Raw genomic sequence first — 26,412 nt, 5'->3', positions numbered from 1 at the left:
CTCATCGCTTATTGCGCGATTTCAACGTGGCTGGCAGGGGACTGGCGCGTTCCCGCCGACGCGCCCGGACGCAGGCGGCCGTTATCGGTGGCCCAGAGGGGGGCCGGATGCATGACGTGCCCGGCAAAGGAATTGGCGAGACGGCGGGCGAGACGGGGCCCGGACGGTCCACGCGGTCAGGTCGGTACTATGCCAGCACGGGCGGCGAGGATGCCGCGGCCCGTGTGTCAGGCCGCGGTCGTCACCGGCTCGGCCAGGCGACCCGTCCGCTCAAGGTGCTTGCGCAACAGCGCGACGTTGCGGCGGTTCCCCTTCCAGCCCACGTCGAAAATGTCGCCGATCAGGGGGATGGTGCCCACCACAGTGTCGATCCCGGTATTGAGCGCCATCTGCGCGAGCACGTGGTTCGGCGTGCCCAGCTGCTGCGCCCGCAGGATGATGTATCCGGCGGGCGCCGCCGCGGCGAAGTCACCGATGCCGGGGATCAGGCCCAGAAGGCCGTCCCAGCCGAACCGGATGCCGGTTCCGGGGATGCGAAAGGCCGAATCCAGTCGCCCGGCCAGCCGCTCCAGGTGGGCGAGATCAGCGCTTGGCGATGATGTAGACGGCATGGACGATCCCCGGAATGTAGCCGAGCAGGGTCAGCAGGATGTTCAGCCAGAAATGCTTGCCCAACCCGACCTGCAGGAAGACGCCGAGCGGCGGCAGCAAGATGGCGATGATGATGCGGATGAGATCCATTTTAGGGTCCTTGGAAGATCAGTGTCGCCGACCCAATGCGGGGCAGGGCGCCCCGTTCCATCCGCGTACCGTCAGATCGAGGCCCAGTCGCGCAGCGTGATCGGCGCGCGTCGGCTATCGTCCTCGCCCGGAGCGGTCTGCCGCGGCGGTTCGACCGGAACGGGGGTCTGCGGGGCGGGGGTGGTAGGGCCTTGGTTGGACATGATCGGTCCAGTTCTTTCCGTGACAGGATGGGGATATGGGATGTTGGCGGCGACAACGCGACGCGTCGGTGACTGTTCCAGGGAAATTGCGAAAGAGAGTCGCCCGTATTGCAGCGCCGCGCCAAAGCGGCAGCGTCGATATTGACGTTTTTCCGGCATGCGCAAGCGCACATTCGCGTGTCCTCGCGCAATGTGGCCAATGCGTGCCTTTCCGGCCCATTCGGCGGCCTTTTCCCCGCGTCGGAATTGCGGCATCAGTGCGTCGCACGCGCAGGAAACCCTTGAGGATACGGCATGAGTCAGGACCCGGAGCGCGGCGGCGGGACGCCGCTGAGCGCCACGCAGGAAGACGCGCTGATCGCCCTCGTGCGCAGGGTCGCGGGCGCCGAGATCCTGCCACGCTTCCGCAACCTCGGACGGGGCGAGATCGACGCGAAGACGGGGCCCGAGGACCTTGTCACCGTGGCCGACACCGTTGCGGAAAAGGCACTGTCAGAGGGCGTCGCGCGGATCCTGCCCGACGCGGCGATCGTCGGGGAAGAGGCCGTCTCGGCCGATCCGGGCGTGCTGGACCGCGTCTCGCGCGATGGCCTGACCGTGGTGATCGACCCGGTGGACGGCACCTGGAACTTCGCCAACGGGCTGGCGGTGTTCGGCGTGCTTCTGTCGGTGCTCGATCATGGCGAGCCGGTGTTCGGCCTGCTCTACGATCCGGTGATGGACGACTGGATCCGCACCCGTCGCGGCGGCGGCACATGGGCCTGCCGCGCGGACGCGGAACCGCGCCGGCTGGATCTGACGGCCGGCGCGGGGGCGGGGATGGGATTCGTCCCGCTCTACATGTTCCCCGAGGCCGACCGCTCCGCCGCCGCGGCCGAGATGGCGCGGGGTCGGCGCACGACCTCGCTGCGCTGCTCGTGCCAGGAATACCGCATGGTGCTGCTGGGCGGCGCCGATTACGTGCTGTCGCTGGGCCTGTCGGTCTGGGACCACGCGGCGGGCGTCCTCGCCGTGCAGGAGGCGGGCGGCGCGGTGCGCCTGTCCGACGGCACGGCCTATCGTCCCCAGGTGCGGCGCGGCATGCTGGTCGCGGCCTGCGATGCCGCCACGCTGGACGACATCCTGCGCCGCTACGATTTCGGCTATCCCACCGTCACGGGCTGAGGCGGGGGATCAGGCCTCGCCGCGTCTCGGGCTGGCGGGGCTGCGCAGCAGCTGGCGATAGCGTTGCAGGCTGCCCTCGAGATGGGTCTTCATTGCGTGCTCGGCGGCGTCGGGATCGCCGTCGATGATCGCCTCGACGATGCGCTCGTGCTCGGACACCAGGTCGGGGTTGGGAACGTAGACGCGGGGCGGACCGTCGCCGGCCTCCAGCTCGACCCGCGGCACGATGCCGGGGCGGATCAGCGACAGGAACTCGGGAAAGCGCTTGTTCTGCGACGCCTCGGCGATGGCGTAGTGGAACTCGAAATCCGTCTTGCGGGTGGACAGGCCGGTGTCGAAACAATCCGCCACCGCCTCGTGCGCCGCCGAGATCGCGTCGATCTGTGCGGCCGAGCGGCGCACGGCGGCAAGGCCCGCGGCGCGGATCTCGAACGCCGAGCGCAGCTCGAACAGCTCGATCACCCCCGACAGCCGCTCCATGTCCAGATCGGCAAAGGGCCGGCGCTGCGCCTTGGCAGGGTCCAGCGCGAAGACGCCTGACCCCTTGCGCGCCTCGACCAGCCCGTCGGACCGCAACAGTGCCACCGCTTCGCGCACCACGGTGCGGCTGACAGAGTGCAGGCGCGTCAGCTCGGCCTCGGACGGCAGGCGGTCGCCGGGGCGGAACCGCCCCTGCTCGATATCGCGGCGCAGGCTTTCGGCGATCAGGCTCACGCGGGTGCGCGCGCTTTCGGTCGCCACGTCGGGGCCATGCTGGGGACTCGTCTGGTCGCTGCTCATCGTCGGTCTCTGGGCTGTGTGACAACTTCAGGCTACCGGGAAACCGGTGGAAGCGTCCAGTGCGAACCGCCGAAACAACGCGAAGTCAGCGGAAAAGCAGACCGTTGCGCCTGTTTTCAGGGCTCCGGGCGTGCGGCCGGAGGTGCGAAAACGAAGGGTGTTGACCCGGGCTGTCCGCTGAATTAGTAACTTGTTATACAGATTGGCCGGGATTGCCAGACATGCCGACCGGCAGTCAGCGGGGCCACGGCACGAGGGAGGAGCGGACAGCGTGATTATTACCGATGTATCCGTGCGCGTATTCCGGCACCGGACCCGGCGGCACTCGGACAGTGCGGGGCATGCCCATCCGGGCCCGCCGCACGACGTCGAGACCGCCATCCTGACGATCCGGACCGAAGACGGCGACGAGGGCCATTCCTTCGCCCCGCGCGAGATCGTCCGCCCCCATGTCATCGACAAGTTCGTCAAGAAGGTGCTGATCGGCCAGGATCACCGCGACCGCGAGCGGCTCTGGCACGAGCTGGCGCACTGGCAGCGCGGCTCGGCGGCGCAGCTGACCGACCGCACGCTGGCGGTGGTCGATTGCGCGCTCTGGGATCTCGCCGGCCGCGTGCTGGGCCAGCCGGTCCACAAGCTGATCGGCAGTTACCGCGACCGGGTGCCGGCCTATGGCTCGATCATGTGCGGCGACGAGCTCGAGGGCGGGCTTGCCACGCCCGAGGATTACGGCCGTTTCGCCGAGACGCTGGTCAAGCGCGGCTACAAGGGGATCAAGCTGCACACCTGGATGCCGCCCGTCAGCTGGGCGCCCGACGTGCGCATGGACATCCGCGCCTGCGCCGCCGTGCGCGAGGCGGTGGGCCCAGATATCGCCCTGATGATCGATGCCTATCACTGGTATTCGCGCACCGACGCCCTGCAATTGGGCCGGGGCCTTGAGAAATTGGGCTTCGCCTGGATCGAAGAGCCGATGGACGAGCAGTCGCTCGCCTCCTACCGCTGGCTGGCCGAGAACCTCGACATTCCCGTCGTCGGCCCCGAAAGCGCCGCCGGCAAGCATTGGCAGCGGGCCGAGTGGATCACCTCGGGCGCCTGCGACATCCTGCGCACCGGCGTCAACGACGTGGGCGGGATCACCCCCGCGCTCAAGACGATGCACCTCGCCGAGGCGTTCGGCATGGAATGCGAGGTGCACGGCAACACGGCGATGAACCTCCAGGTCGTCGCCGCTTCGAAACCGTGCCGCTGGTACGAGAGGGGGCTGTTGCACCCGTTCCTCGAATACGACGACGGGTTCGACTACCTGCGCACGCTGTCCGACCCGATGGACGCCGACGGCTTCGTGCAGGTCCCCGACCGCCCCGGCCTGGGCGAGGATATCGACTTCGAGCATATCGAGAACAACCGCGTGGCCTGACCCGGCCGCGCGCAAGACCCCGCCAGAAGGGTTGCCGCCACCGCACCTACACGATGTCACCAAACCCTTGGGAGGAGAGATGAGACATCTGCTAGCAGGAGCCGCCATCGCGGCCCTCGTCGCCGGCGCAACGCCCGCGATTTCCGAGACGCCCGACAACCAGCTTGTCGTCGCGTTCAACATGAACAACGTCCTGACGATGGACCCCGCCGCGATCACCGGCGGCGAGACGGTCCAGATCCTCAACAACGTGTATGACAGCCTCGTCTCGCTCGACCCCGAGTCGAAGGAGCTGCAACCGCGCCTCGCCGAAAGCTGGGAGGTCTCGGACGACAACCGCTCGGTCACCTTCAACCTGCGCGAGGACGCCCAGTTCGCCTCGGGCAACCCGGTCCGGGCCGAGGACGTGAAGTATTCGCTCTCGCGCATCCTCGAGCTGAATCTCGCACAGGCCTCGGGCCTGATGAGCCGCGGCTTCAGCGCCGACGCCATCGACGAGCAGTTCGTGGTCGAGGACGAGCACACCTTCACCCTGAACCTGCCGCAGCCCGACGACCCCAAGCTGATCCTGATGTACCTGTCGCAGGCCGGCGTCGGTTCGATCGTCGACAAGGAGCTGGTGCAGGAGAACGCCCAGGACGGCGACATGGGCCGCGACTGGCTGACGAACAACTCGGCCGGGTCGGGCGCCTTCAGCCTCGACCAGTGGCGCGGGAACGAGTTCGTCATCCTGGCACGGAACGACAATTTCTGGGGCGAGGCGCCCGAGATGCAGCGCGTGCTGATGCGCCACCTGCCGGAATCGCAGTCGCAGCGGCTGGGTCTGGAACAGGGCGACATCGACGTGGGCTTCAGCCTCGCCGCGCCTGACCTCAAGGGTCTGGAAGACGACGAGAACATCGAGATCCGCACCGTCCCTAGCGCCGGCTTCTACTATCTCGCCGTGTCGATGAAGGACGAGCGCTTCGCCGATCCCAAGGTGCGCGAGGCGCTGCGCTACCTGATCGACTACGACGGCATCAACTCGGCCATCATGCCCTATTTCGGGGTCAAGCGGCAGCGCCCGATCAACTCCAGCGCCTTCGCCGCGCTGCCCGATCCGGGCTATGAGCTGAACGTCGAAAAGGCCAAGGCGCTGTTGGAAGAGGCCGGCTACGGCGACGGGTTCGAGACGTCGATCCGCGTGATCTCGACCCAGCAGTTCCTCGACTCGGCGACCGCCATCCAGGGTACGCTGGCGCAGGCCGGCATCGACGCCGAGATCATCACCGGCGACGGCGGCCAGATCTACGGCGCCATGCGCGACCGCTCGTTCGATCTGCTGGTCGGCCGCGGCGGAGGCGGGCAGCAGCCGCACCCGGACTCGAACCTGCGGGCGATCGTCTACAACCCCGACAACTCGGACGATGCGGGCCTGACGAACTACCAGGGCTGGCGCACGAGCTTTCAGGACGAAGAGCTCAACCAGATGATCGAGGATGCCCTCGTCGAGCGGGACCAGGACACGCAGGTCCAGATGTACGAGGACATCCAGAAGATGATCGACGACAAGGTCATCTCGATCCAGCCGTTCTCGGAACGGGTCGTGACCGCGGCCTACCAGGATGATGTCTCGGGCATCGTCATCGACCCGTGGGTCTCGCGGTTCGAGGACGTGACCAAGGACCGCTGACACCTTCTCCTCCCGCGGGCGGGGTCGACAGTCCCCCGCCCGCATCCCGAGGCAGGGCGCGTCGCACAAGCGGCGCGCCCTGTTTCGTTGGGGGCTCAGCCCAGATGCGCGCGCAGGAACGCGGCCGCGTCGTGCAGCACGTCGGGCGGGCAAGTGTGGCCATGCGGATGGAACGCGTTATCCGGTGCGGTGTCCCCCGCGGCGGCACGGATCGCGGCGATCTGCGCCCAGGCGGCGGCGACGCTGTCCTCGGGCATGTGCCGGTCGCCCCGGCCCGAGCGAAGGAACAGCGGCGCGCGGGACAGGCCGGCGAGGTCGGGAAAGTCCGCGCGGTGGGACAGGCCGGGATGCAGGAAGTGGAACGCCGAGTGTCCGGCCAGAAGCGGCGCGCCGGGCCGCATCAGGTCCGCCCGGCACGCCATCCAGCCCGCCGACGCTACCGCGCCCAGGGCAGGGCATAACGCGGCGGCCTGCCACGCGCGAAAGCCGCCGAAGGAAAAGCCGAACGCGCCCACCCGGGCCGCGTCCACCGCGGGATGTTCGGCCAGCCATCGCGCGGCCTGCGCGTCCTCGGCCGCGGTGACGCCCGCCAGGCTCCAGCCCAGACCGCTCAGCGCGGCGGCGAGGCGCTGCTGCCCCTCGTAGCCGCCATGCCACCGCCCGCCGAACCCGATCGCGTCGAGACAGAGCACCGCGAACCCCGCCGCCCGCAGCACCTCTGCCGGCGCGGCGCCGCCGTAGAACCGCGCGCGGGCGTCCGCTCCGGGCCCGTCCGCGAACATCCGCGCGTGGCCGTCGTCGAAGCGGCCCCCGTGGTCGTGCAGCAGCAGGAGGCCGGGATGCGGGCCAGGGCCGTCAGGCAGGATCAGCCGCCCCTCGGCCTCGGCCCCGGTCGCGTAGGTCAAGCGCACCCGTTCGCCATGCGCCTCGCCCTCTGGCGGCGCGTCGTGGGGCGGCAGCAGGTCGCGCCAGGCCGCCAGCACCGCCGCGCGCCAGTCGGCGACCTGCCCGCGCCGGCGCGCGAACGACAAGTCCAGCGGCAGCGCCCGCCGCCGCCGGTCGATGAAACCGGGCAGGGCGGGCGGTTCAGACGACGCTTTCGTATTCAAGGCTCGCGCCGATCAGCTCGCGCGCATAGGGGTGGGTCGCCTCGTTGCCCTTGATCGCCTCGCGCGGCAGCACCTCGACGATCTCGCCGCTCTGCATCACCGCGAAGCGGTCGCACATGTGGTCGATCACGGCGAGGTCGTGGCTGACCATGATGTAGGTGAACCCGCGCTCCTCGCGCAGCCGCACCAGGAGGTTCAGGATCTCGGCCTGAACGCTGACGTCCAGCGCCGAGGTCGGCTCGTCCAGCAGCAGCACCTCCGGCTCCAGGATCAGCGCGCGGGCGATGGCCACGCGCTGTCGCTGGCCGCCCGACAGCTGGTGGGGATAGCGGTCGAGGAAACTCGCCGGCAGGCCCACGTCCCCCAGCGCCTCGCGCATCCGCCGCTCGCGGTCGTCAAGCCCCTGGATCTTCAGCGGCTCGGACAGCACCGTGCGGATCGAGTGCCGCGGGTGGAGCGAGCCGTACGGGTCCTGGAACACCATCTGCAACGTGCGGCAGCGTTCGTTCAGAGGCATCTCGCGCACCGAGCGGCCGCCGATCGTGACGTCGCCCGTCCAGATCGACAGCAGCATCGACGCGCAGCGCAGGATCGTGGACTTGCCCGACCCGCTTTCGCCGACGAGGCCGAAACATTCCCCCGCCGCGACGTCGAACGAGACGTCTGGCAGGATCGTCACCGCGCCGAAGCGGATCGACATGTGTTCGACGGATACCGGTTTCATGGCCGCTCCTCCGCGGGTTCCAGCCAACTGTCCTTGCGCTCCAGCACCGGCAGCTCGTCGCGGCTGCCGCCGATGCGCGGTTGCGCGGCCAGAAGGCCCTGGGTGTAGGGATGGCGCGCGTTGTCGAGGTCGCGCGCGGCGAGCGTCTCGACCACGCGGCCGGCATACATGATGAGCACCCGGTCGCAGAAGCTGCGCACGAGGCTCAGGTCGTGCGAGATCATGATCAGGCCGATGCCCTTCTCGCGCACCAGCCCGTCGAGGATGCGCAGCACCTTGAGCCGCACGGTGACGTCCAGCGCCGAGGTCGGCTCGTCCGCGATGACGAGCCCGGGATCGGCCAGAAGCATCATCGCGATCATGATCCGCTGGCCCATGCCGCCCGACACCTCGTGGGGATACAGGTCGAACACCCGCTCGGGGTCGCGGATCTGCACCGCCGACAGCATCTCGATCGCCTTGGCCCGCGCCTCGCCCTTCGAGCAGCGGACATGGGTGCGGTAGGCCTCGGCGATCTGCAGCCCGCAGCGCTGGATCGGGTTCAGCGAGAATTTCGGGTCCTGCAGGATCATCGACATCCGCTGGCCGCGCAGCTCCAGCATCTTGCGCTCCGGGGCGGTCAGCAGGTCGACTTCCTCGAAGCGCATCCTGTCGGCGGTCAGCTCGGCCGTGGGCAACAGCTTCAGCAGCGCGCGCCCCACGGTCGACTTGCCCGAGCCGCTCTCGCCCACGATCCCCAGCCGCTCGCGGCCGAGGGTGAACGAGACGTCGCGCACCGCGGGGGTGTCGGTGCCGCGATAGCGCACCGACAGGTTCTTCACATCCAGCATCGGACGCTCTTCGGTCATCGTCCTACCTCCGGTTCATCTGCTTGGGATCGAGCGCGTCGCGCAGCCCGTCACCCAGAAGGTTGAAGGCCAGGCTGACCGACAGGATCGCGAGGCCGGGGAACGTGACGAGCCACCAGCTGTCGATCATGTAGCGCCGCCCGGTGGCGATCATCGCGCCCCATTCCGGAAGCGGCGGCTGCGCGCCGAGACCCAGGAAGCCCAGGCCGGCGGCGGTCAGGATCACCGTCGCCATGTTCAGCGTCAGCCGGATCAGCACCGAGGGCATGCACATCGGCACGATGGACCGCCAGATGATCCGCGTCGCCGAGGCGCCCTGCAACCGCGCCGCCGCGATATAGTCGGCCTGCCGGAAGGTCAGCGTCTCGGCCCGCGCGAGGCGGGCGATGGGCGGCCACGCCGTCAGCGAGATCGCGACGATGGCGTTGTTCAGGCTGGGCCCCAACGCCGCCACGAAGGCAAGCGACAGGATCAGCGAGGGGAACGACAGGAAGATGTCCGTCAGCCGCATCAGCACGATGTCGACCTTGCCGCCGAAATACCCCGCGACCGTGCCCACGAACAGGCCGATCGGACCCACCACGATGGACACCAGCCCGATGATCGTCAGCGTGATCCGCGAGCCGTAGAGCAGCCGGCTGTAGATGTCGCGACCCAGCTCGTCGGTGCCGAAGAAATGCGCGGCGCTCGGGGCCTGCAGGGTGTTCTGGAGGTCCTGCACATAGGGGTCGTGCGTCGCCAGAAGCGGTGCGAACAGCGCCGACAGGATCAGCACCGCCAGCACGATCAGCCCGAAGGCAGAGGGCGGCGCCTTCGCCAGGAACACCGCGATATTGCGCGCGGCGATGAGGGCCTGCGGCGTCTGTCGCGGGGCGGACGTCTGGCCTGAGGTGTCGTCGAGCATGGTCATCGGGTCCTCGGGTCGAATACGCGGTACAGGATGTCGGAGATGATGTTCAGCGTGATGAAGATGAGCCCCACGATCAGCACGCAGGTCATCACCGCGTTCATGTCGCCGATCCGCAGGCTCGAGGTGAGGTACTGGCCGAAGCCCGGCCAGGCAAAGACCGTCTCGATCAGCACCGCGCCCTCCAGCAGCGCGCCGTAGGCCAGCGCGACGATGGTGACGAGCTGCACGCGGATGTTGGCGAAAGCGTGGCGCCAGATCGTCTGGCGCTGGCTCAGACCCTTCACGCGGGCCGTGGTGACGTATTCCTGGTTGATCTGGTCCAGCATGAAGCTGCGCGTCATCCGCGTGATGTAGGCGGACGAGGAATAGCCCAGCAGCGCCGCGGGCAGGATGATGTGCCGCAACGCGCTGCGGAACACGTCCCATTGCCCGGCCACCGCGCTGTCGATCAGCAGAAAGCCGGTCCGGTCGGGCACCATGCCGATGTAGAACTGGCTCATCCGGCCCGAGCCGCCCACCCAGCCGAGCGAGGCGTAGAACACAAGAAGGCCGATCATCCCGGTCCAGAAGATCGGCATCGAGTGCCCCATCAGGCTGAACACGCGGATCACGTGATCCTGCCAGCGGTCCTTTTTGACCGCTGCCATCACGCCCAGCGGCACGCCCAGGCAGGCGCCGATGATGATCGCGAAGGTGGCCAGCTCGATCGTCGCGGGCAGGGCGTGCAGGATGTCCTGGATCACCGGCTTGCCCGTGCGGATCGAGGTGCCGAAATCGCCGGTGGCGAGATCGCGCAGGTACAGGAAGAACTGCTGCCACATCGGCTTGTCGAGGCCGAGCTCCTGGTAGACGTTCATGTAGACTTCCTGCGTCGCGTCCTCGCCCACGATCGCGCGCACCGGATCGGTCGGCATGATCCGCCCGATCACGAAGGTGAGTATCAACAGCCCGAACAGGGTGACGAGGATCGATGCCCCCTGGCCGAGGGCGCCGCGCATGTGCTGGCGGTTGAGTGTCATGCCAGAACCTCCTCCCGTGTCTGGCATCGGGCAGGGCCCGATCCGATTTGTCATATATGTAGCGCAGGCTGTTATACAGATATGGGAATGTCAAGCGCGCAAGCGGCCCGCCGCCCGGATCCGGGGCAGGGCCAGTGCGCGGTGCATGTCGGACAGGGTAGGGGATGCGCACGACGCCGCCGCCCGCGCCCCGGCATCGGGCCGGGCGGGGTGTCTCGTTACGGGAAGAGCGGAATCAGTCGGTCAGCGTGACGGCCCGGCCGGTGCGCGCCGCCTCGGTGCAGGCCAGAGCGACCTCCAGCGCCGCGCGGCCGTCGGCCGCCGTGGCCGAAGGCGCGCGCCCCTCGGTGATCGCCGCGTGAAACTCGTCGAGCGCGTGGTGGAAGCTCGCGTCGTAGCGTTCCAGGAAGAAGTGCTGCAACGGCATCCCCGCCTCGGTCCGCTCGGAATCCCAGCGGATCAAAGGGTCGTCGCGGTGGTTGCGGGTCTGCAGCATCCCGGTCCGCCCGAACGCCTCGAGCCGCTGGTCGAAGCCATAGGCGCATTGCCGCGAGTTGTTGATGTGCGCCATCGCGCCCGAGGGGAACTCCAGGATCGTCATCGCCGCGTCGCTATCGCCCTCGGCGCCGATCGCGGGATCGAACAGGCAGGTCCCCGCCGCATAGACCTTGCGCGGCCGCTCACCGGCGATCCAGCACAACAGGTCGATGTCATGGATCGTGGCGTCGACGAAATAGCCGCCAGAGGCCCGCACGTAGTCGATGGGCGGCGGCGCGGGCTCGCGGCTCCAGCTCATCAGGAAGGTCAGCGCGCCGATGTCGCCCGTCCGCACGGCCTCGCGCAGGGCGCGGTTGTCGGGATCGAAGCGGCGGTTGAAGCCCAACATGAACGGCACCGGATGGGACTCGAGCGCGGCGAGGCAGCGCTCGGTCCGCTCCATCGTCAGGTCCATCGGTTTCTCGCAGTAGATCGGTTTGCCCGCCCGTGCCGCCGCCTCGATGTATTCCAGGTGCGTGTTGGTCGGCGTCGCGATCACCACCGCGTCCACTGCCGGATCGGCCAGCGTGGCGGTCAGGTCGTCCGACGGCGTGCCGCCATAGGCGTCCGCCGCGCGCTCGGCCCCGGCGATCCGTGGGTTGAACACCCGCTCCAGCCGAAGCCCGGGATGCGCCGCGATCTTGGGGCCATAGACATGGGCCATCCGGCCCGACCCCAGCAATGCCACTCCTAGCATGTCGCCTCCCTTACTGCGCCGCCAGCGCGGCCTTCGCGTCCTCTAGGATCATGTCGGCGCCCTTTTCTCCGATCATGATCGCCGCGGCGTTGGTGTTGCCCGACACGATGCGCGGCATGATCGACGCGTCGACCACCCGCAGCCCCTCCAGCCCGTGCACGCGCAGGCGCGGATCGACCACCGCTTCGCCGCTGGGCCCCATCCGGCAGGTGCCGACCCCGTGCAGCAGCGACAGCCCGTTGTCCCGGCAATGCGCCATCAGCGCCTCGTCGGTGTCGACTTCGGGGCCGGGCGTGATCTCGCGCTCGACGCACGAGGCCATCGGCTCGGTCCGGCTGATGCGGCGGCCGTATTTCAGCCCCGCCAGCGCCGCCTGCCGGTCGGCCTCGGTCTCGAGGAAGTTGAAGCGGATCGACGGCGGATCGTCGACGCCGGGCCCGCTGATCCGGCACCAGCCGCGGGCATCGGGGCGGATGTGCTCGGCCAGGATGGTAAAGCCCGAGAACGGCAGCGGCTTGAGGTCCTCGCCCGTGCACCACGCCATGAACGTCACCATCATGTCGGGCGTCCGGATATGCGGAGCGCTGTGGATGAAGGTGTTGGAATAGTTGCCGTTGTCCGCGAACGGCCCGGTGCGGAACAGAAGGTAGCGCAGCAGCTCCTTTCCGCCCAGAAGCGGGTTATTGTAGATGTCGTTCACCGTTGACCTGTCGGCCGAGCGGAACTCCAGCCCGATGCCGAAATGGTCCTGCAGGTGCTCGCCCACATCTGCCAGCGGATGCGCGACCTCGACCCCCTTCTCGCGCAACAACTCCGCCGGCCCGATGCCCGAGCGCTGGAGGATCTGGGGAGAGTTGTAGACCCCGCCGCACAGCACGACCTCGCGCCGGGGGCGGGTGGTGCGCCGCCCGTCCGGCGCCTTCCAGGTGACGCCGGTGACGCGGGTGCCGTCCATCTCGATCCGCTCGACCGTGGCGCGGGTGCGGATGTCGATGTTCCGCGCCATCGGCCCGCGCAGGTATCCCGCCGCCGTGGACCAGCGCCGCGCGTTGCGCGTGGTGGTCTGCACGTATCCTGTCCCCAGCTGCGCCGCACCGTTGAAATCGTCGTTGCGCGGCGCGCCCAGCTTTTCCGAGGCGGCGTGGAACGCCTCGCCCAGCCGGTGGGGCGAGGGCAGGTCGGACACCGCCACCGGGCCGCCGCTGCCGTGGAACTGGTCGGGCCCCCGTTCCTGGTGCTCGCATTTCTTGAAATACGGCAGCACTTCGGCCCAGGACCAGCCGTCGCAGCCTCGCGCCGCCCAGCCGTCGAAATCCTCTGGCTGGCCGCGCATGTAGATCATCCCGTTGATCGACCCGGTGCCGCCCAGAACCTTGCCGCGCGGCTGGAACAGGCGCCGCCCGTTCAGGTTCGGCTCGGGCTCCGAGGTGTAGCACCAGTTCACCGAAGGGTTGGAATACAGCCGGGCGTAACCCAGCGGGATGTGAATCCAGGGGTTGCGGTCGCGGCCGCCCGCCTCGAGCAGCAGCACCCGGTGGCCCGCCTCCGACAGCCGACCGGCCACCACGCAGCCCGCCGACCCGGCCCCGATCACAACGAAATCGTAGTCGCCGTCGTCCATCGTCTCTCGCGTCCCGTATCCGCCGGCGCGCAGCGGCGCCGCTCCTCCATCGCGGGGGAAGTCCCGTGACGGACCCCGATCGTTCCACGGCGCGAAGCCGGCAAGAACGGCCGAAGTGTCCATTTTGGACCGGATCACACTTCCGGCGGCGGGCGGGCCGGGGTACCTCTTGATCCGGGGAGGACGAAACCGGCGGATGACACGCGAAGAATTGCTGCGGGTTCTCAGTTTCGTGGACAAGGCGCGCGGGATCTCCGAGGCGCGCACCGCGCTCGCCCGGACGGACCCGCGCTGGAACATCATCTCCTACGCGATGCGGCGGCATCTCGAGGGGCGGCTCCTGACGATCACCTCGGCGGCCAGCGCGGCGGGGGTGCCCTATGGCACGGCGATGCGACGGATCGGCGACCTGGTGGACGAGGGCTATCTGCTGCGCCGCCGCCGGTCCGAGACGAGCAAGTCGTTCTCGCTGCATCCCACGCGCAAGCTGATCGAGGAATACGAATCCTACGCGCTCCAGCTCAAGGCGCTGGTGGGCCAAACCTTCGGCTTCTCGAACGGCGAGGGCGCGATCGACGACTTCTACTTCGGCGGCTACTACATGGCCTCGCGCATCCTGTCCTATCCCACGGCCATGCGCGCCGGGGTCGGCTTCGACCGAAAGGTGCGGATCCTGTCGCCAGTCGATCCGACGTTCAAGACGCTCAGCGATTTCTCGTCCAACCTCAACGAGTTGTGCGGCACCAACGTCGAGGTCGTGACGCTGCCGCTGGACGCGCTCCACGCCGAGATCATGGAGAATCACGCCCGCGGCAACCAATCCTACGACCTCGTCGCGGTGGACCTGCCGTGGATCGGCCAGCTCGCCTGCCAGGGCATCATCGAACCGCTGGGCGAGATCATCGCCGCCGAGCGCTATTCGGCGTCCGATTTCCACACCGCGGCGTGAAAGGGCTCGGCCTATAACGGCGAGCAGTACGGCCTGCCGATCCAGCCGACGCCCGAGTTGCTGTTCTGTCGCGCCGACCTGTTCGCCGAGGCGGGGCTGGCGATCCCGAGCACCACCGACGAAGTGCTGTTCGCGGCCCGGACGCTGCACCGCTCGGCGATGAACCTGTCGGGTATCGTGATGAACTTCGGCCGCGGCACGCCGGTCGCGCATACCTTCGTGCAGACGCTGGCCGATTTCGGCCAGCCGGTGATCGCGCTGACCCCGCGGGGCGAGGGCTTCGACCTCGACGAGATCACGGGCGAGAACTTCCGCCCGATGATCGACACGCCGGCGGGCCAGGCCACCGCGGAATATCTGCTGGAGCTTCTGGCCTATGCCCATCGCGACAGCCTGAAATGCGACTGGGACCGGCGCATCGCGATCTTCTCGCAGGGGCACGCGGCGATGACCTATGGCTGGACGATCCGGGCGGGCTCGTTCGAGCTCGAGGAGGCCTCGCCCGCCTATGGCCGGGTCGAGTACGTGCCCCATCCCGCGGCGCCGGGGGCGCGGCGCGTCTCGCCGATCGGGGGTTTCTCCCTGGCAATTCCGGCGGGGCTGGGGGCCGCGCGGACGCAGCGGGCGTGGCGGGTGATGGAATACCTGACGCGGCCCGAACTGATGAAGTGGTACGCCCAGAACGGCAACCTGACGAGCCCGCGCTTCTCGACCTCGGCGGACCCCGAGGTGCAGGCGATGACCAAGCTTTTCGGCCGCGTCGACGCGATGGAGCGGCGGGGCGAGCTGCAGACATGGCCGCGCCCGCCGGTGCCCGAGTTCCACGACATCCTCGGCGTGCTGGGGGCCGAGATCCACGCTATGCTGATGGGCGAAAGCACCGTCGCCCACGCGCTTTCCACGGCGCAGGGCCGGGTCGATGCGATCATGCGGGCGAACGGGCGGTACTGAGCGCTCAGGCGGCGCGGACGTCCTCCCACATGCGGCGGGCGGACGAGCGCTGCATCGCCTCGACCGTCTCCTGCACCGCCAGCGCCTCGCGGAAATCAGGAAACAGGGGGCCGGTGCCGCCGATGCCCTGGATCAGCTCGGCGACCTCGATCACCTTGAGGTCGTTGAAGCCCAGGTGATGCCCCGGCGCGGGACAGAACGCGCCATAGGGCGGATGCTCGGGCCCCGCCTCGATCCGGGTAAAGCCGGACCGGCCGGACATGCCCGACCACAGCAGAAGCTCGTTCATCCTCTCCTGGCTGAAGGCCACCGCGCCGCGCGTGCCGGTGATCTCGAAGGACAGGTCCATCGTCCGTCCCGTGGCCGCCCAGTTTGCCTCGATGCTGCCCTCGGCGCCGCTGGCGAAGGTCACGAGCGCATGGGTCATGTCGTCGACCTCGACCGGCGCCGTCTCGGACGCGCCGGGGGCGCGGGGGCGGTCGGGAAAGATCGTGCGGCAGGACGCCGAGGTGCGCGTGATCGGTCCCACCAGATACCGCGCGAGCGAGATGACGTGGCTGCCGATATCCGCCAGCGCGCCGCCGCCATGGGGGTCGGTGCGGAACGAATGGGGCGCGTCCGAGCGGGCCATGTAGTTCTCCGCATGGCGGCCGTGAAAGCCGGTGATCTCGCCGATCTCGCCCGCGGCCACGATCTGCCGGGCGAGCCGGATCATCGGGTTGCGCAGGAAGTTGAAGCCCACCAGCGTCGGCACCCCTGCCGCATGCGCAGCCTCGGTCATCCGCCGGGCCGAGGCGGCGGTCGTCGACAGCGGCTTCTCGCAATAGACCGCCTTTCCCGCCGCTACGGCCGACAGGACGATCGGCTCGTGCAGCACGTTCGGCGCCGTGACGGCGACGACATCGACCTCGGGGTCGGCGGTCAGCGCCGACCAGTCGGCGGTGGCACGGGCGAAACCCAGCGCGGCCGCGTTCCGCTGCGCCGCCGCGTCCGAGATGTCGGCCAGAACCGCCAGAGCGGGCCGGCGGGGCAGGTCGAACAGCCCGCCGACCGAGCGGAAGGCGTTGGCATGGCAGCGGCCCATGAAGCCCGCGCCGACAAGGCCGACGCCGAGAACGGGTTTCTGCATCACGCCACCTCGCTTTCCACCGCGGCGGGCGCCTGCCGCGACACCGCCTCGATCAGGTTCTGCTCGGTCATGCTGTCGCCCGAGAACTCGCCCGCGACGCGGCCCTCGGACATGGTCAGGACCCGGTGGCTGACGCCCAGCACCTCGGGCATCTCGGAACTGATGACGATCACCGCGAGACCCTGCTCGGCGAGCCCCGCGATCAGCTCGTGGATGGCCGATTTCGAGCCCACGTCGATGCCCCGTGTCGGCTCGTCCAGGATCACCAGCTTGGGCTCGGCGCAGAGCCACTTGGCCAGCACGAATTTCTGCTGGTTGCCCCCCGACAGCAGCGACACGGGCTGTTCGGGACCGGTGGTCTTGATCGACAGCCGCTCGCGGTAGCGGTCGAACACCGCGCGCTCCTGGCGTTCCTGCATGACGCGCAGGCGCGAGAACAGGCGCAGGTGGGGCAGGGTGATGTTCTGCCGTCCCCCCATCCCGAGGATCAGGCCCTGTTCCTTGCGGCTTTCGGGCACCAGCGCCATGCCTATCTCGATCGCCTTGCGCGGCTTGGGAAACGCCGTCTCTTCGCCCCGCCAGAACAGCCGCCCGGCGTCGGGTTTGCGGATGCCGAAGATCGTCTCGACCACCTCGGACCGCCCGGCGCCGACCAGACCGTAGAGCCCCAGCACCTCGCCCTCGCGGACCGAGAAGCTCACGTCGCGGAACAGCCCCGCCTTGGTCAGCCCCTCGACCCGAAGCGTCTCGGCGCCGAAATCGGCGCGGGCGCGGTGAAAATAGCTGTCCAGGTCGCGGCCGATCATCATCCGCGTGATCTCGGCGATGCCGGTGTCGCGGGTCTCGACCGTGCCCTGCACCGCGCCGTCGCGCAGCACGGTGATGCGGTCGGTGATCTCGAAGATCTCGTCCATCTTGTGCGAGATGTAGACGATCCCCACGCCCGCGGCGCGCAGCCGCTCGATGGTCTGGAACAGCTGCACCTTCTCGCCCTCGGTGAGCGAGGCGGTGGGTTCGTCGAAGATCACGAGATTGGCGTTGAACGCCTGCGCGCGGGCGATCTCGACCATCTGCTGCCGCGCGATCGACAGGGTGCCCACCCGCGCGGTCGCGCCGAAATCGCAACCCAACGCATCGAGCGCCGCCTGCGCGTCGGCCCGCAGCTTGCGCTTGTCCAGCACGCCCAGCCGGTTCGTCGGCCACGCGCCGAGATAGATGTTCTCGGCCGCCGACAGTTCCGGCGACAGCGACAGCTCCTGGTGGATCAGCAGGATGCCGCGGTTGCGCGCCTCGAGCGGCGAGGTCAGGCGCACGGCCTCGCCCCGATGGACGATCTCGCCGCTGTCGGGCTTGTAGAGCCCGGCCAGCACCTTCATCAGCGTGGACTTGCCCGCGCCGTTCTCGCCCACCAGCGCGTGCACCTCGCCCGCGCGGATGTCGAAGCTCACGTCGTCCAGCGCGCGCACGCCGGGAAAGGTCTTGGTGATCCCCGAGACCGAAAGCACCGTCTGGTTCATCGCGCGCCCTCCCGCATTTCCACCAGTCTGTTGAGGCCGAGCGCCAGGATCAGGACCGATCCCATGACCATCAGCTCGACGTAGTTCGGCGTGTTCAGAAGCCGCAGCCCGTTGCGCAGCACCGCCAGCGTCAGCACGCCGCCGACCGTCATCCACAGGCTGCCGTAGCCGCCCTGCAGCCGCGTGCCGCCCAGCACCACGGCGATGATCGTCCACAGCTCCCAGATGCGGCCGGCATTGGGCTCGGCAGTGCCCAGCCGCATCGACAGGAGGATCCCGGCGATCCCCGCCATCGCGCCGCAGATGCCGAAGTTGATGACCTTGTGCCGTTTGATGTTGATGCCCGCGTCGTGCGCGGCCTCGATGTTGTCGCCGACCGAGTAGGTCTCGCGCCCGTGGCGGGTGCTGGACAGGACCCACTGGAACATCGCCGCCAGTCCGAGAAAGATCATCGCCGTCAGCGACAGCGGCCCGAGATAGACCTCGGCCAGCTCGGTATAGCTGAAATCCTCGACCATCAGGGCGTTCTCGCCGGTATAGACGAAGACGAGCCCGCGGATGCCGATCAGCCCGCCCAGCGTCACGATGAACGAGTGCATCCCCGAAAAGACGACCAGCAGCCCGTTCAGCACCCCCAGCGCGGTGCTCGTGAGGAAGGCCAGCCCGATCGCCGGCCACACGCCGACCGCGGGTTGCAGCCCGATCGCCAGCGCGCCGGCCAGCGCGAGGTTGGCGCCGACGCTCAGGTCGATCTCGCCGTTGAGGATGACCAGCGTCATGCCGATGGCGAGGATGCCGATGAAGGCGCCCTGCGTCAGGATGTTGCCCATGTTGTTCGTCGTCAGGAAATACGGCGTTGCGCCGGAGAACACGGCGATGGCCAGCACGAGGAACAGCCAGATATGGTTGCGCAACAGCGCGCGGGTCGCGTGCGTCATGGCGCCCGCGCGCTGCGGGGTGGTGTGGATTGCGGTCATGCGAACACCTTTCCGCGCTTGGCGGCGAGGTCGATCCAGACCGCCGCGATGATGATCGCCCAGGTCACGAGCCACTGGACGTAATAGGGAAAGCCCATCAGAAGCAGGCCGTTCTGGATGAAGCCGAGCATCGCGATGCCGATCACGGTGCGCCAGATGCTGCCCGAGCCGCCCATCAGCGACGTGCCGCCCAGGATGATGCCGGCCAGCACCGTCAGCTCGTAGCCCTGTCCGATGGTGTTCTGCGCGCCCATCACGCGGCTGCCCATGACCACCGCCGCCAGCGCGGTCGCCAGCCCCGACAGCAGGTAGGCGCAGAACACCGTCAGCCGCGCGTCGATGCCCGAGAACACGCTCGTCACCTGGTTGCCGCCCACGGCATAGACCGAGCGCCCGAACACCGTGCGCCGCAACAGAAAGCTCGCCGCCCCCGCGCTGCCGAGGAACAGGATCACCGGCACCGGGATGCCGGCCACGCTGCCGCGGCCGAAGACCCCGAACCAGCTCTGGTCCGCGCCGACGACGTTGACGTTGGAGCCGCCGGAATACCACAGCGTCACTCCGTTCAGGAGCGACAGCATCGCCAGCGTCACGATCAGCGCGTTGAACCCCAGGTAGCCGACGAGCAGCCCGTTCCACGCCCCGATCGCCAGCCCCGCCAGGAGCGTGCACAGGATGGCAAGGCCGGGGCCCAGCGTGTTGTGCTGGTCCACCACGATGACCGTCAGCAGCGTCAGCATCGACCCGACCGACAGGTCCAGCCGCCCGGTCACCACCACGAAGGTCACGCCGAGCGCGATCAGCCCGGTGATCGACACCTGCCGCAGCACGTCGAGGATATTGCCCGGTGTCAGGAACGCGTCGTTGCCCAGCGCAACGCCCGCCAGGAACAGCCCGAAGGCCAGGATGAGGCCGTGCCGTTGCAGCAGGCCGCGCCAGTTGATCGTCATGGATATGTCCTCCCGTCCCTTACGCTACGGCGGGGGGCAGGGGCGCGAACACAGTCATTCGGTCCATTTTGAATCTCGCGGTCCCGGGCGGACGTGACCGCGGGACTCCGGGCTTTGGTCAGATTTGGACATCATGGCTGTTGTGAAAGAGCCGCCCTCCCGGATGATCAAAGGGGATGGCGCCGGAGCGGGAGGAGCACCGCCCGCCGGCGCCGGAACCGAGAAATGGGGAGGACACCATGAAGAACGCGAACGCGCTTGCCCGCCTGGCGGCGGCCGCCGTGATCCTGGGGGCCGGGACGGCCGCGGCCCAGGAGGCGCCGGACTGGCTGGGCGGCGAGCTGAGGAAGCCGCTGTCGGAGACGCGCATCGGCATCACCGTGCTCTATCCGGGCTCGAACGCCTACCAGGCGAAATACGCCGAGACGGCCGAGCAGTACACCCAGGAGCTGGGGCTCGACGCGACGGTGATGGACCCGCAGGGCGATCCGGCGACGCAGTTCAACCAGATCCAGGACATGGTCTCGCAGAACATGGACGCGATCGTGGTCTGGCCGACCTCGCAGAACGCGCTGATCCCGGCGATCCGCGACGCGGCGCGCGGGGACATTCCCGTCATCACCTCGAACTCGCCCATCGGCGAGGCGGGCCGCCGCTACGTGCAGGCCCATACCGGGCCGGACGACTGCACCCAGGCCGCGCAGGCGGCCGAGATGCTGGGCAACGCGCTGGAGGGCGAAGGCGACATCGTCGTCGTCGAGGGCACGCCGGGCTACACCGTGTCGATCCTGCGCAAGAACTGCTTTCTCGACACGCTGGCCGACCAGTTTCCCGACGTGACCATCGTCGCCAGCCAGACCGCCGAGTGGAACCGCGAGAAGGCGCAGACGGTGATGGAGACCTACCTCACCCAGTACGGCGACCAGATCGACGGGGTCTATGCCTTCGACGACGGCATGGGGCTGGGCGTGATCTCGGCGCTGAAGGGCGCGGGCAAGGCGCCGGGCGACGTCAAGGTCGTCACCGCCAACCAGTTCGGCGAGGGCTGGGACATGATGAAGGAGGGCTGGATGACCGGCTCAAACAAGCAATCCCCGGTCGACGACGCGATCCTGGCGATCCAGACGGCGGTGAAGGTGGCCAACGGCATCGAGGTGCCCGAGCTTCAGACCATCGAGACGCCCAAGGTCACGCCGGAGACTGTCGAGGAATTCGAGCGCCCCACCTGGTAGGCGCCGCGAAACCTATCTCTCCCGGTGGGGGCGTGCGCCACGGCGCGCGCCCCTTTTTGGTTGTGTCGTGGGTCGAGTGCTGTCGCCGGCAGCGTCGATGACGCTGCGATGATTGCTCCGAGTCCAAACTGCAAAATTCCGCGCCGCGCACATATCGATACGGCGGGGAGCTGCCGTTCGCTGCGCTCAGTACGGATGACTGCTTCGCGGGCCTAAGTTCCTGCTTCCTGCAAATGAAAAGTTAATGCGCGAGCATCTCGCCATATGAATGGATGACGGTCGCCTTCCGCTGAATCGTTGACTATCTAGGTCCAATGGCAGACTTACTGGTTTAGGCCGAGGTGATTTTTAAGCTGACAGCGGAGTATGCAGATGCACACCACTGACGATAATTTATATGCCCTCTTAGAGCGCCTTCCTAGAAGCACTTCATCCCGGCCCCAAAGCGGATTTGCAGCTGCGAGCGCAGTAGCTCGGGCTCATTCAAGCCTGATCGATGAAATATTTAAATGCCTTAAAAATCACCAGGATCTTTCCTACGAAGGGCAACTGTTTTTTGATATCGGTCAGCTGCATATCCATCCCTACACTGGGGCAATATCACTCGCTGCTTATGCTGTTTCACAGGGTCCCAGCAGAGCAATTAATTGGTATCGTGGCGTAATAAATACTGAATCTGCCCGAATAAGGCACGCAGGCCTTATATCTGGTTTGATGGTGAAAGAAAAATTGGATTTCTCAAATGGAGTATCGATTTTACCCTTCGAACAAGCAGGCGATAGCCCCCAGGTGACTACCTTTCGATCACTATCGATGGCGCACCCGTTGCAGAACGTGCTCGGCACCCACTTTAACGCGTTGGCTTTTAAGGAAATTAGGCACGACAGGACCGAAAAAGTCCCAAAACAACCTATAAATCATGGTGTGATTTCTGCGATCGAAGACGTTCTTATCGGGTGTATATTAAACAAGGGTCTGGCCCCTGCGCTCACCGTCAATTGGACTGAATTTCTGGATCCAGAACTGCAAGCTGCCGAGGCCAGTTGGGGTACCGCCGGGTTCCCGCAAGAAGCGCCCGTATCTTCAGGGCGAGTGCTTCAATCCAATGACCTTCCAAACATCGAACTTTTTCTCGCAATGATGCCGGCTCTTAAAGAAAAAATGCGTGTGGCTTTGTCGCGCGTCGGCCTCGCCCGACGGAAACACACATGCGCAAATAAAGCGATTGAATACAGTATCGCCCTTGAAGCGCTTCTCAGTGATGGCAACACTGAAATGACGCATAAGATCGCAACGCGTGCGGCAATCATTCTTGGCGAAAGCTATGAAGAACGCGCCCAATACCGAAAGCTAATTAAGAATCTCTATAAAGTTCGCAGTCGGGCAGTGCATGGAGAAGATGTTTCAAAGGATAACGATTTTGATATTATTGAAGAAAGTGAGGACGCGATTTCAAATTTGTTGTTGGTCGCTGCTAAGCGCGGCAAAGAGTTCGACTTCGATCAAATCGATTTGAATGGAGAAGTTTAGCCTGAGCCTAGAACGTACAGAATGGGTTTCACACTTATGGAAAATTCTTCAAGTTTGCATTTATTAAAGAGGGCTCAAAACAACCGTTCGTCGAGAGCTACATGAATGTCCGTAGAGGGCCGAGAGAGGACTTGTAGTTTCGGAGCAGTAACGGCAGTTCCGTCCCACACCCCAACCATTCGAGACGATGACCTCCGTGGCGGCCAGCCAACATCGCGTGGGGCGCCTCCGCCGCGATGGATCACGACTCCAGTGCGCCCGGGTCGAGCTCCAGCCGCCAGTAGACGCCGCCTTCGCGGTATTCGATCCGGGCGCTGCCGTTGGCGGCGAGGTTCTGCGCTTCGATGACCGACGTGCCGAGGCCTGTGGAATCGGGTGGCGTGACCGCTGGCCCGTTGCTCTCCTGCCATTCGAGGATCGTGCGTCCGTTCTGCCGGTGCCAGCTGACGTCGAGTTGTCCGTCCGATGTGGAGATGGCGCCGTACTTGGACGCGTTGGTCGCCAGTTCGTTCATCACCATCGACAGGTCGAACGAGGCGCGGCTGGTCAGGGTCGTCTCGGGGCCGGCGATCGTGACCTGCGCGGGGTCGATGGCGTAGGGGACCACATGCGTCTCGACGATCTGCCTGAGCGACAGCGCCTGGCTCGGCTCGCTCGACAGACGCGTCTGTGCCTGGACCGCCGAGGACAGCCGTTCGCCGAAATCCCTGCGGAAGCTCTCGAGGTCCGGCGCGCGGCGGGCGGTCAACTGGAAGAGCCCGGTGATCACGGCCAGCGTGTTGCGGGTCCGGTGCCGCAGTTCGTCCAACAGGAAGGCCTGCCGGCGCTCACTCGCTGCCAGCTCGTCGAGCATGCGGGCGATCTCGAACTGGCGCTCGCGGAAATTGACCTGCGCCTGCACCGCCGAGGCCAGCGCCTTGGGCCCCACCGGACGGTCGAGAACCAGCACCGGCAGGTGCCGATCGTCCTGCCGCAGGCGTTCCACCGCGGGCGGCGGCGGAAGCGACGGCTCCAGTAGCGCGACCACGGGCGGCATCGACCATTCAGGCTCGCGCGCCCACATCCCGGCCAGGATTTCGCCGACGCACGTGCCCGCCCCCTCGTGGGCGAGCACGATGACCAGCGCGTCGCACGGCGCGGTGCCCACCGCGCGCGCCAACGCGTCCGGGTCGGCGCAGATCTCGATTCGGCGACCCGGGGCGTCGATCGCTTGCGCGATTTCGGACGCGTCGCTGCCGAGGGGCGCGTGAACGAGAATACACGCTGTGTCGGACGCGGGGAGGGGCTCGGCCGATTGCCGTTCGCCGTCAGAAGACATGGACTTCCTCAACGTTCAGCTTTGGACATCCGGTGCTATCCGCGAGACATGCACGTGTCCCGGCCGGATGATCAACTCCTCGATGCCGCGCTCGTGTTCGCTGTGGCGTTTCTTCAGCACGGCGAGCGAGCGCCGGATGCTGGCATCGGAGGGGTATTGCCGCAGCATGATGATCGCGTCGGCCAGGTAGCTCGCGTTCATGTCCGAGCTGGGCGGTTCGCCCATCAGCCCCTGTTGCGCAACCGTGAGGACGACAAGGCATCCCTGCCGCGTCAGGTACTGGATCAGCGCGTGCAGGTGCGTCTCGGCATTGTCGCGCGCGGGCAGCGCCGACAGGTAGCCGGTCAGGCTGTCCAGGACGATGACGGAGGAGCCCGAGGACGCCTCGTCGATCACGTGGCGCGACAGCGCGCCGGGCGACGTCTCGGCCGGTTCGAAATGGTTCATCGTGATCCGCCCCTCGGCCTCGTATCCATCGAGGCTCATGCCGAGGCTGGTGGAGCGGGAGCGGAACACTTCGGGGCGTTCCTCGAACAGGAAGAGCGAGGCGCGTTTTCCCACGGCGGCGGCCGATGTCGCGATGAGGGTCGAAAGGGTGGACTTGCCGCTTCCGGACTGGCCGGCGATCAGCAGCGAGGTCCCGAGTTCGAGCCCGCCGCCCAGCATCTCGTTCAGCGCGGGCTCGGTCACCCTGATCTGTTCGTTGGTCAGCGTCGTCTCGCCCCGCTCGGAGGGGATGACGCGCGGAAAGACCTCGAGCCCGCCGTGCCGGATGCGGAAGTCGTGCAGCCCCTCGCGGAAGGTGGCGCCGCGCATCTTGAGGATGTTCAGCGTGCGCTCGATCTGGCCGATGCTCGGCGCTGCGGCCCGCAGCTGGATCGAGCCGTGGACCGTGCCGCGCTCGAAGCTCTCCTCGGCGCCGAAGGCGGAATGGTCGAGCAGCAATGTCGTCGCGCCGAGGTCCCGTGCGACCCGTTGCAGATGCAGCAGCTTGCGCCGAAAATCGATCGGACTGGCCGAGAGCAGCCGCAGTTCGAGCAGGGAGTCGAAGACGAAGAGGTCCGGCCGATACTCCTGCGCCGCCGCGACGGCGGTGTCGAGCAGGGCCTGCAGATCGGCGCTCTCGGTCGAGACCGAGACGCCGGCGCCGTGATCCGCCAGTTGCGGCGAGACGATGTCGATCCCGTCCAGGCTCATCCCGTGGGAGGCCGCGATGGAGGCGAGTTCCTCCTCGCTCTGGGCGACGCTGACGATCAGACCTCTCCGGCCCTGGCGTGCGGCATGGACGAGCGATTGCAGCGCCAGGGTGGTCTTGCCGGTGCCGGGTTCCCCCTCGACCAGGTAGGTGCGGCCAGCGGGAAGCCCGCCGTCCAGAACCCGGTCCAGGCCGCGCACCCCGGTCTCGATCTTCGCACCGGTGTCATCGCCGCCCGGCGGTGTCTCGCCCTTCATTGAGGCACTCCGCGCCGGCTGACGCCGCGGCGTCCGGATGCGTGGAGGGGGGCGGTCGCGATCGGCGACCGCGCGGCATCGTCTTGGTATGTATCGGTCGTCATGCCCATAGCCATTGGTTCTAATTCGAAGGGTGGAAGACGGGACTGTAGACAGCCGCATCGTTCCTGTCAGTACGGCAGCGTACATAAAGGAGAGGGTCTTTCAATACTTGCGGTTTTCCGGGAGTAACGTCGCGTAGGCATTGCGCACCAGCTGGTAGCATTCGCAGCTGGCGGCCTTGAGCCCGGCAGGATCGGCGATCTGGATGCGGCCGCGGTCATACGCGATGAGGCCTTCCCCCTTCAGCGTGACCATCGCCTCGGACACCGTCGCGCGGCGGACCCCGAGCATCTCGGCGAGGAAGCCGTGGGTGAGGTCCATCACCACCGTGTCGCTGCGGTCCTGCATGGTGAGAAGCCATCGGGCGAGGCGCTGCCGCGTGGAGTGGGCTCCATTGCAGGCGCCGGAGACCATGACCTGATAGAACACCGCCCGCACGGTCGAGAACAGCGCCGCCTCGAATGCCGGCCGGGCCGTGCGGAGGGTCGCGAACGCCTCGACCGGAAGCTTCAGCGCCATTCCGGCCAGCTGGACCTCGTTGCTGTTGAGCTGGCGCGGATGACCCAGGATCAGGCCGATCCCGGTGCAGGCCTCGCGACCGATATTCGCCATCTCGATGCTGGTGCCGTCGCTGTAGGTCGCGATGGTCGAGATGACCGCGGTTTCCGGGAAATGCATCGCGCTGGTCGTCTCGCCGACACGGTCGAGCCGCGTGCGGGCCGTCAGCTCGACACGCTCGCATTTCGCGAGGATGGCGGTTCGGTCGTGCCCGTCCAGCGCGGTCAGGACGCGGTTTCTTGTCAGAACTTCCATGCTGCTCCGATGCCGGGCCTGCGTCGAACCGCACTGATCGCCGGGCT

General features: G+C 67.3%; 24 protein-coding genes and 1 pseudogene. 7 read left to right on the top strand and 18 right to left on the bottom strand.

From position 1 onward, the window contains the following. Nucleotides 1-227: 227 nt before the first annotated feature. The 3 genes from BMZ25_RS07935 to BMZ25_RS21285 all read right to left on the bottom strand — a co-directional run bounded on the left by BMZ25_RS07935 (nucleotide 228) and on the right by BMZ25_RS21285 (nucleotide 944). Nucleotides 228-611: a DUF4112 domain-containing protein gene (locus BMZ25_RS07935; protein WP_092691578.1), complete on the bottom strand. Its 384-nt coding sequence runs from the start codon at nucleotides 609-611 to the stop codon at nucleotides 228-230. After that, the gene (locus BMZ25_RS07930; RefSeq protein WP_092691576.1) at nucleotides 583-741 is read right to left on the bottom strand and encodes a YqaE/Pmp3 family membrane protein; all 159 of its coding nucleotides are present in this window, start codon (nucleotides 739-741) and stop codon (nucleotides 583-585) included. The genes BMZ25_RS07935 and BMZ25_RS07930 overlap by 29 nt, the downstream gene beginning before the upstream one ends. 71 nt (nucleotides 742-812) lie before the next feature. Next, a complete protein-coding gene (locus tag BMZ25_RS21285) occupies nucleotides 813-944 on the bottom strand; it encodes a hypothetical protein (protein WP_268874203.1) in 132 nt (43 codons plus the stop codon). A 294-nt stretch (nucleotides 945-1,238) separates the two neighbouring features. On the opposite strand from BMZ25_RS21285, the gene BMZ25_RS07925 reads away from it, so the two are divergent. After that, on the top strand, nucleotides 1,239-2,108 hold the full coding sequence (locus BMZ25_RS07925) for an inositol monophosphatase family protein (protein ID WP_092691571.1): 870 nt from the start codon (nucleotides 1,239-1,241) through the stop codon (nucleotides 2,106-2,108). Between the two features lie 9 nt (nucleotides 2,109-2,117). Here BMZ25_RS07925 and BMZ25_RS07920 read toward each other — a convergent pair whose 3' ends face one another. Continuing rightward, entirely contained in the window at nucleotides 2,118-2,888 is a 771-nt protein-coding gene (locus BMZ25_RS07920) for a FadR/GntR family transcriptional regulator (protein ID WP_092691566.1), read from the bottom strand. Between the two features lie 271 nt (nucleotides 2,889-3,159). On the opposite strand from BMZ25_RS07920, the gene BMZ25_RS07915 reads away from it, so the two are divergent. Next, on the top strand, nucleotides 3,160-4,308 hold the full coding sequence (locus tag BMZ25_RS07915) for a mandelate racemase family protein (RefSeq protein ID WP_092691558.1): 1,149 nt from the start codon (nucleotides 3,160-3,162) through the stop codon (nucleotides 4,306-4,308). Nucleotides 4,309-4,387: 79 nt separating this feature from the next. After that, nucleotides 4,388-5,980: an ABC transporter substrate-binding protein gene (locus BMZ25_RS07910; RefSeq protein ID WP_092691553.1), complete on the top strand. Its 1,593-nt coding sequence runs from the start codon at nucleotides 4,388-4,390 to the stop codon at nucleotides 5,978-5,980. Between the two features lie 95 nt (nucleotides 5,981-6,075). On the opposite strand, the gene BMZ25_RS07905 is transcribed toward BMZ25_RS07910, so the two are convergent. The 7 genes from BMZ25_RS07905 to BMZ25_RS07875 all read right to left on the bottom strand — a co-directional run bounded on the left by BMZ25_RS07905 (nucleotide 6,076) and on the right by BMZ25_RS07875 (nucleotide 13,445). Beyond that, nucleotides 6,076-7,089 (bottom strand): dienelactone hydrolase family protein, encoded by a 1,014-nt coding sequence (locus BMZ25_RS07905; protein WP_092691548.1) that lies wholly within the window; start codon nucleotides 7,087-7,089, stop codon nucleotides 6,076-6,078. After that, nucleotides 7,067-7,813 (bottom strand): ABC transporter ATP-binding protein, encoded by a 747-nt coding sequence (locus tag BMZ25_RS07900; protein WP_092691545.1) that lies wholly within the window; start codon nucleotides 7,811-7,813, stop codon nucleotides 7,067-7,069. Before BMZ25_RS07900 ends, BMZ25_RS07905 begins: the two co-directional genes overlap by 23 nt. Then, complete coding sequence (locus tag BMZ25_RS07895; RefSeq protein ID WP_092691539.1) at nucleotides 7,810-8,661, bottom strand: ABC transporter ATP-binding protein; 852 nt, start codon at nucleotides 8,659-8,661, stop codon at nucleotides 7,810-7,812. The genes BMZ25_RS07900 and BMZ25_RS07895 overlap by 4 nt, the downstream gene beginning before the upstream one ends. A 4-nt stretch (nucleotides 8,662-8,665) precedes the next feature. Beyond that, nucleotides 8,666-9,571: an ABC transporter permease gene (locus BMZ25_RS07890; protein ID WP_218142523.1), complete on the bottom strand. Its 906-nt coding sequence runs from the start codon at nucleotides 9,569-9,571 to the stop codon at nucleotides 8,666-8,668. Beyond that, complete coding sequence (locus BMZ25_RS07885) at nucleotides 9,568-10,590, bottom strand: ABC transporter permease (RefSeq protein ID WP_092691531.1); 1,023 nt, start codon at nucleotides 10,588-10,590, stop codon at nucleotides 9,568-9,570. Before BMZ25_RS07885 ends, BMZ25_RS07890 begins: the two co-directional genes overlap by 4 nt. Before the next feature lie 235 nt (nucleotides 10,591-10,825). Next, a complete protein-coding gene (gene iolG / locus BMZ25_RS07880; protein WP_092691525.1) occupies nucleotides 10,826-11,824 on the bottom strand; it encodes an inositol 2-dehydrogenase in 999 nt (332 codons plus the stop codon). Nucleotides 11,825-11,834: 10 nt separating this feature from the next. After that, entirely contained in the window at nucleotides 11,835-13,445 is a 1,611-nt protein-coding gene (locus BMZ25_RS07875; RefSeq protein ID WP_092691522.1) for a GMC family oxidoreductase, read from the bottom strand. Nucleotides 13,446-13,641: 196 nt separating this feature from the next. On the opposite strand from BMZ25_RS07875, the gene BMZ25_RS21055 reads away from it, so the two are divergent. Both BMZ25_RS21055 and BMZ25_RS21050 read left to right on the top strand, forming a co-directional pair. Then, nucleotides 13,642-14,394: a hypothetical protein gene (locus tag BMZ25_RS21055; protein WP_218142522.1), complete on the top strand. Its 753-nt coding sequence runs from the start codon at nucleotides 13,642-13,644 to the stop codon at nucleotides 14,392-14,394. A 21-nt stretch (nucleotides 14,395-14,415) separates the two neighbouring features. Next, nucleotides 14,416-15,345 (top strand): annotated as a pseudogene (locus BMZ25_RS21050) (extracellular solute-binding protein); the annotation flags it as partial. A 4-nt stretch (nucleotides 15,346-15,349) separates the two neighbouring features. On the opposite strand, the gene BMZ25_RS07865 reads toward BMZ25_RS21050, so the two are convergent. From BMZ25_RS07865 to BMZ25_RS07850, 4 genes are read right to left on the bottom strand one after another with little or no spacing between them, the layout of a single operon-like run. Continuing rightward, nucleotides 15,350-16,474, bottom strand: coding sequence for a Gfo/Idh/MocA family protein (locus BMZ25_RS07865; protein WP_177190420.1), 1,125 nt, complete (start codon nucleotides 16,472-16,474; stop codon nucleotides 15,350-15,352). Further along, nucleotides 16,474-17,991, bottom strand: coding sequence for a sugar ABC transporter ATP-binding protein (locus tag BMZ25_RS07860; protein WP_092691516.1), 1,518 nt, complete (start codon nucleotides 17,989-17,991; stop codon nucleotides 16,474-16,476). Before BMZ25_RS07860 ends, BMZ25_RS07865 begins: the two co-directional genes overlap by 1 nt. Next, nucleotides 17,988-18,968 carry an ABC transporter permease gene (locus BMZ25_RS07855; protein ID WP_092691513.1) on the bottom strand — a complete coding sequence of 327 codons (981 nt, stop codon included), beginning with the start codon at nucleotides 18,966-18,968 and terminating at the stop codon, nucleotides 17,988-17,990. The genes BMZ25_RS07860 and BMZ25_RS07855 overlap by 4 nt, the downstream gene beginning before the upstream one ends. Continuing rightward, nucleotides 18,965-19,918, bottom strand: a complete 954-nt coding sequence (locus BMZ25_RS07850) for an ABC transporter permease (RefSeq protein ID WP_092691510.1) — start codon at nucleotides 19,916-19,918, stop codon at nucleotides 18,965-18,967. The genes BMZ25_RS07855 and BMZ25_RS07850 overlap by 4 nt, the downstream gene beginning before the upstream one ends. Nucleotides 19,919-20,157: 239 nt before the next feature. On the opposite strand from BMZ25_RS07850, the gene BMZ25_RS07845 reads away from it, so the two are divergent. Together BMZ25_RS07845 and BMZ25_RS20430 are read left to right on the top strand one after the other, a co-directional pair. Next, entirely contained in the window at nucleotides 20,158-21,150 is a 993-nt protein-coding gene (locus tag BMZ25_RS07845; protein WP_092691503.1) for a sugar ABC transporter substrate-binding protein, read from the top strand. A 372-nt stretch (nucleotides 21,151-21,522) separates the two neighbouring features. After that, nucleotides 21,523-22,680, top strand: coding sequence for a HEPN domain-containing protein (locus BMZ25_RS20430; protein ID WP_143071503.1), 1,158 nt, complete (start codon nucleotides 21,523-21,525; stop codon nucleotides 22,678-22,680). A 241-nt stretch (nucleotides 22,681-22,921) separates the two neighbouring features. Here BMZ25_RS20430 and BMZ25_RS07840 read toward each other — a convergent pair whose 3' ends face one another. The 3 genes from BMZ25_RS07840 to BMZ25_RS07830 form a co-directional block, all read right to left on the bottom strand. Beyond that, the gene (locus tag BMZ25_RS07840; RefSeq protein WP_092691500.1) at nucleotides 22,922-23,998 is read right to left on the bottom strand and encodes a sensor histidine kinase; all 1,077 of its coding nucleotides are present in this window, start codon (nucleotides 23,996-23,998) and stop codon (nucleotides 22,922-22,924) included. Nucleotides 23,999-24,013: 15 nt separating this feature from the next. Then, entirely contained in the window at nucleotides 24,014-25,450 is a 1,437-nt protein-coding gene (locus BMZ25_RS07835) for an ATPase domain-containing protein (protein WP_177190419.1), read from the bottom strand. Between the two features lie 204 nt (nucleotides 25,451-25,654). After that, nucleotides 25,655-26,365, bottom strand: coding sequence for a Crp/Fnr family transcriptional regulator (locus tag BMZ25_RS07830; RefSeq protein WP_092691492.1), 711 nt, complete (start codon nucleotides 26,363-26,365; stop codon nucleotides 25,655-25,657). Nucleotides 26,366-26,412 lie beyond the last annotated feature (47 nt).

It is taken from the genome of Tranquillimonas rosea (assembly GCF_900111315.1).
Classification (GTDB): Bacteria; Pseudomonadota; Alphaproteobacteria; order Rhodobacterales; family Rhodobacteraceae; genus Tranquillimonas; species Tranquillimonas rosea.
The sequence above is the reverse complement of the archived record's forward strand: the minus strand, read 5'-3'. Positions and strand labels throughout refer to the sequence as shown.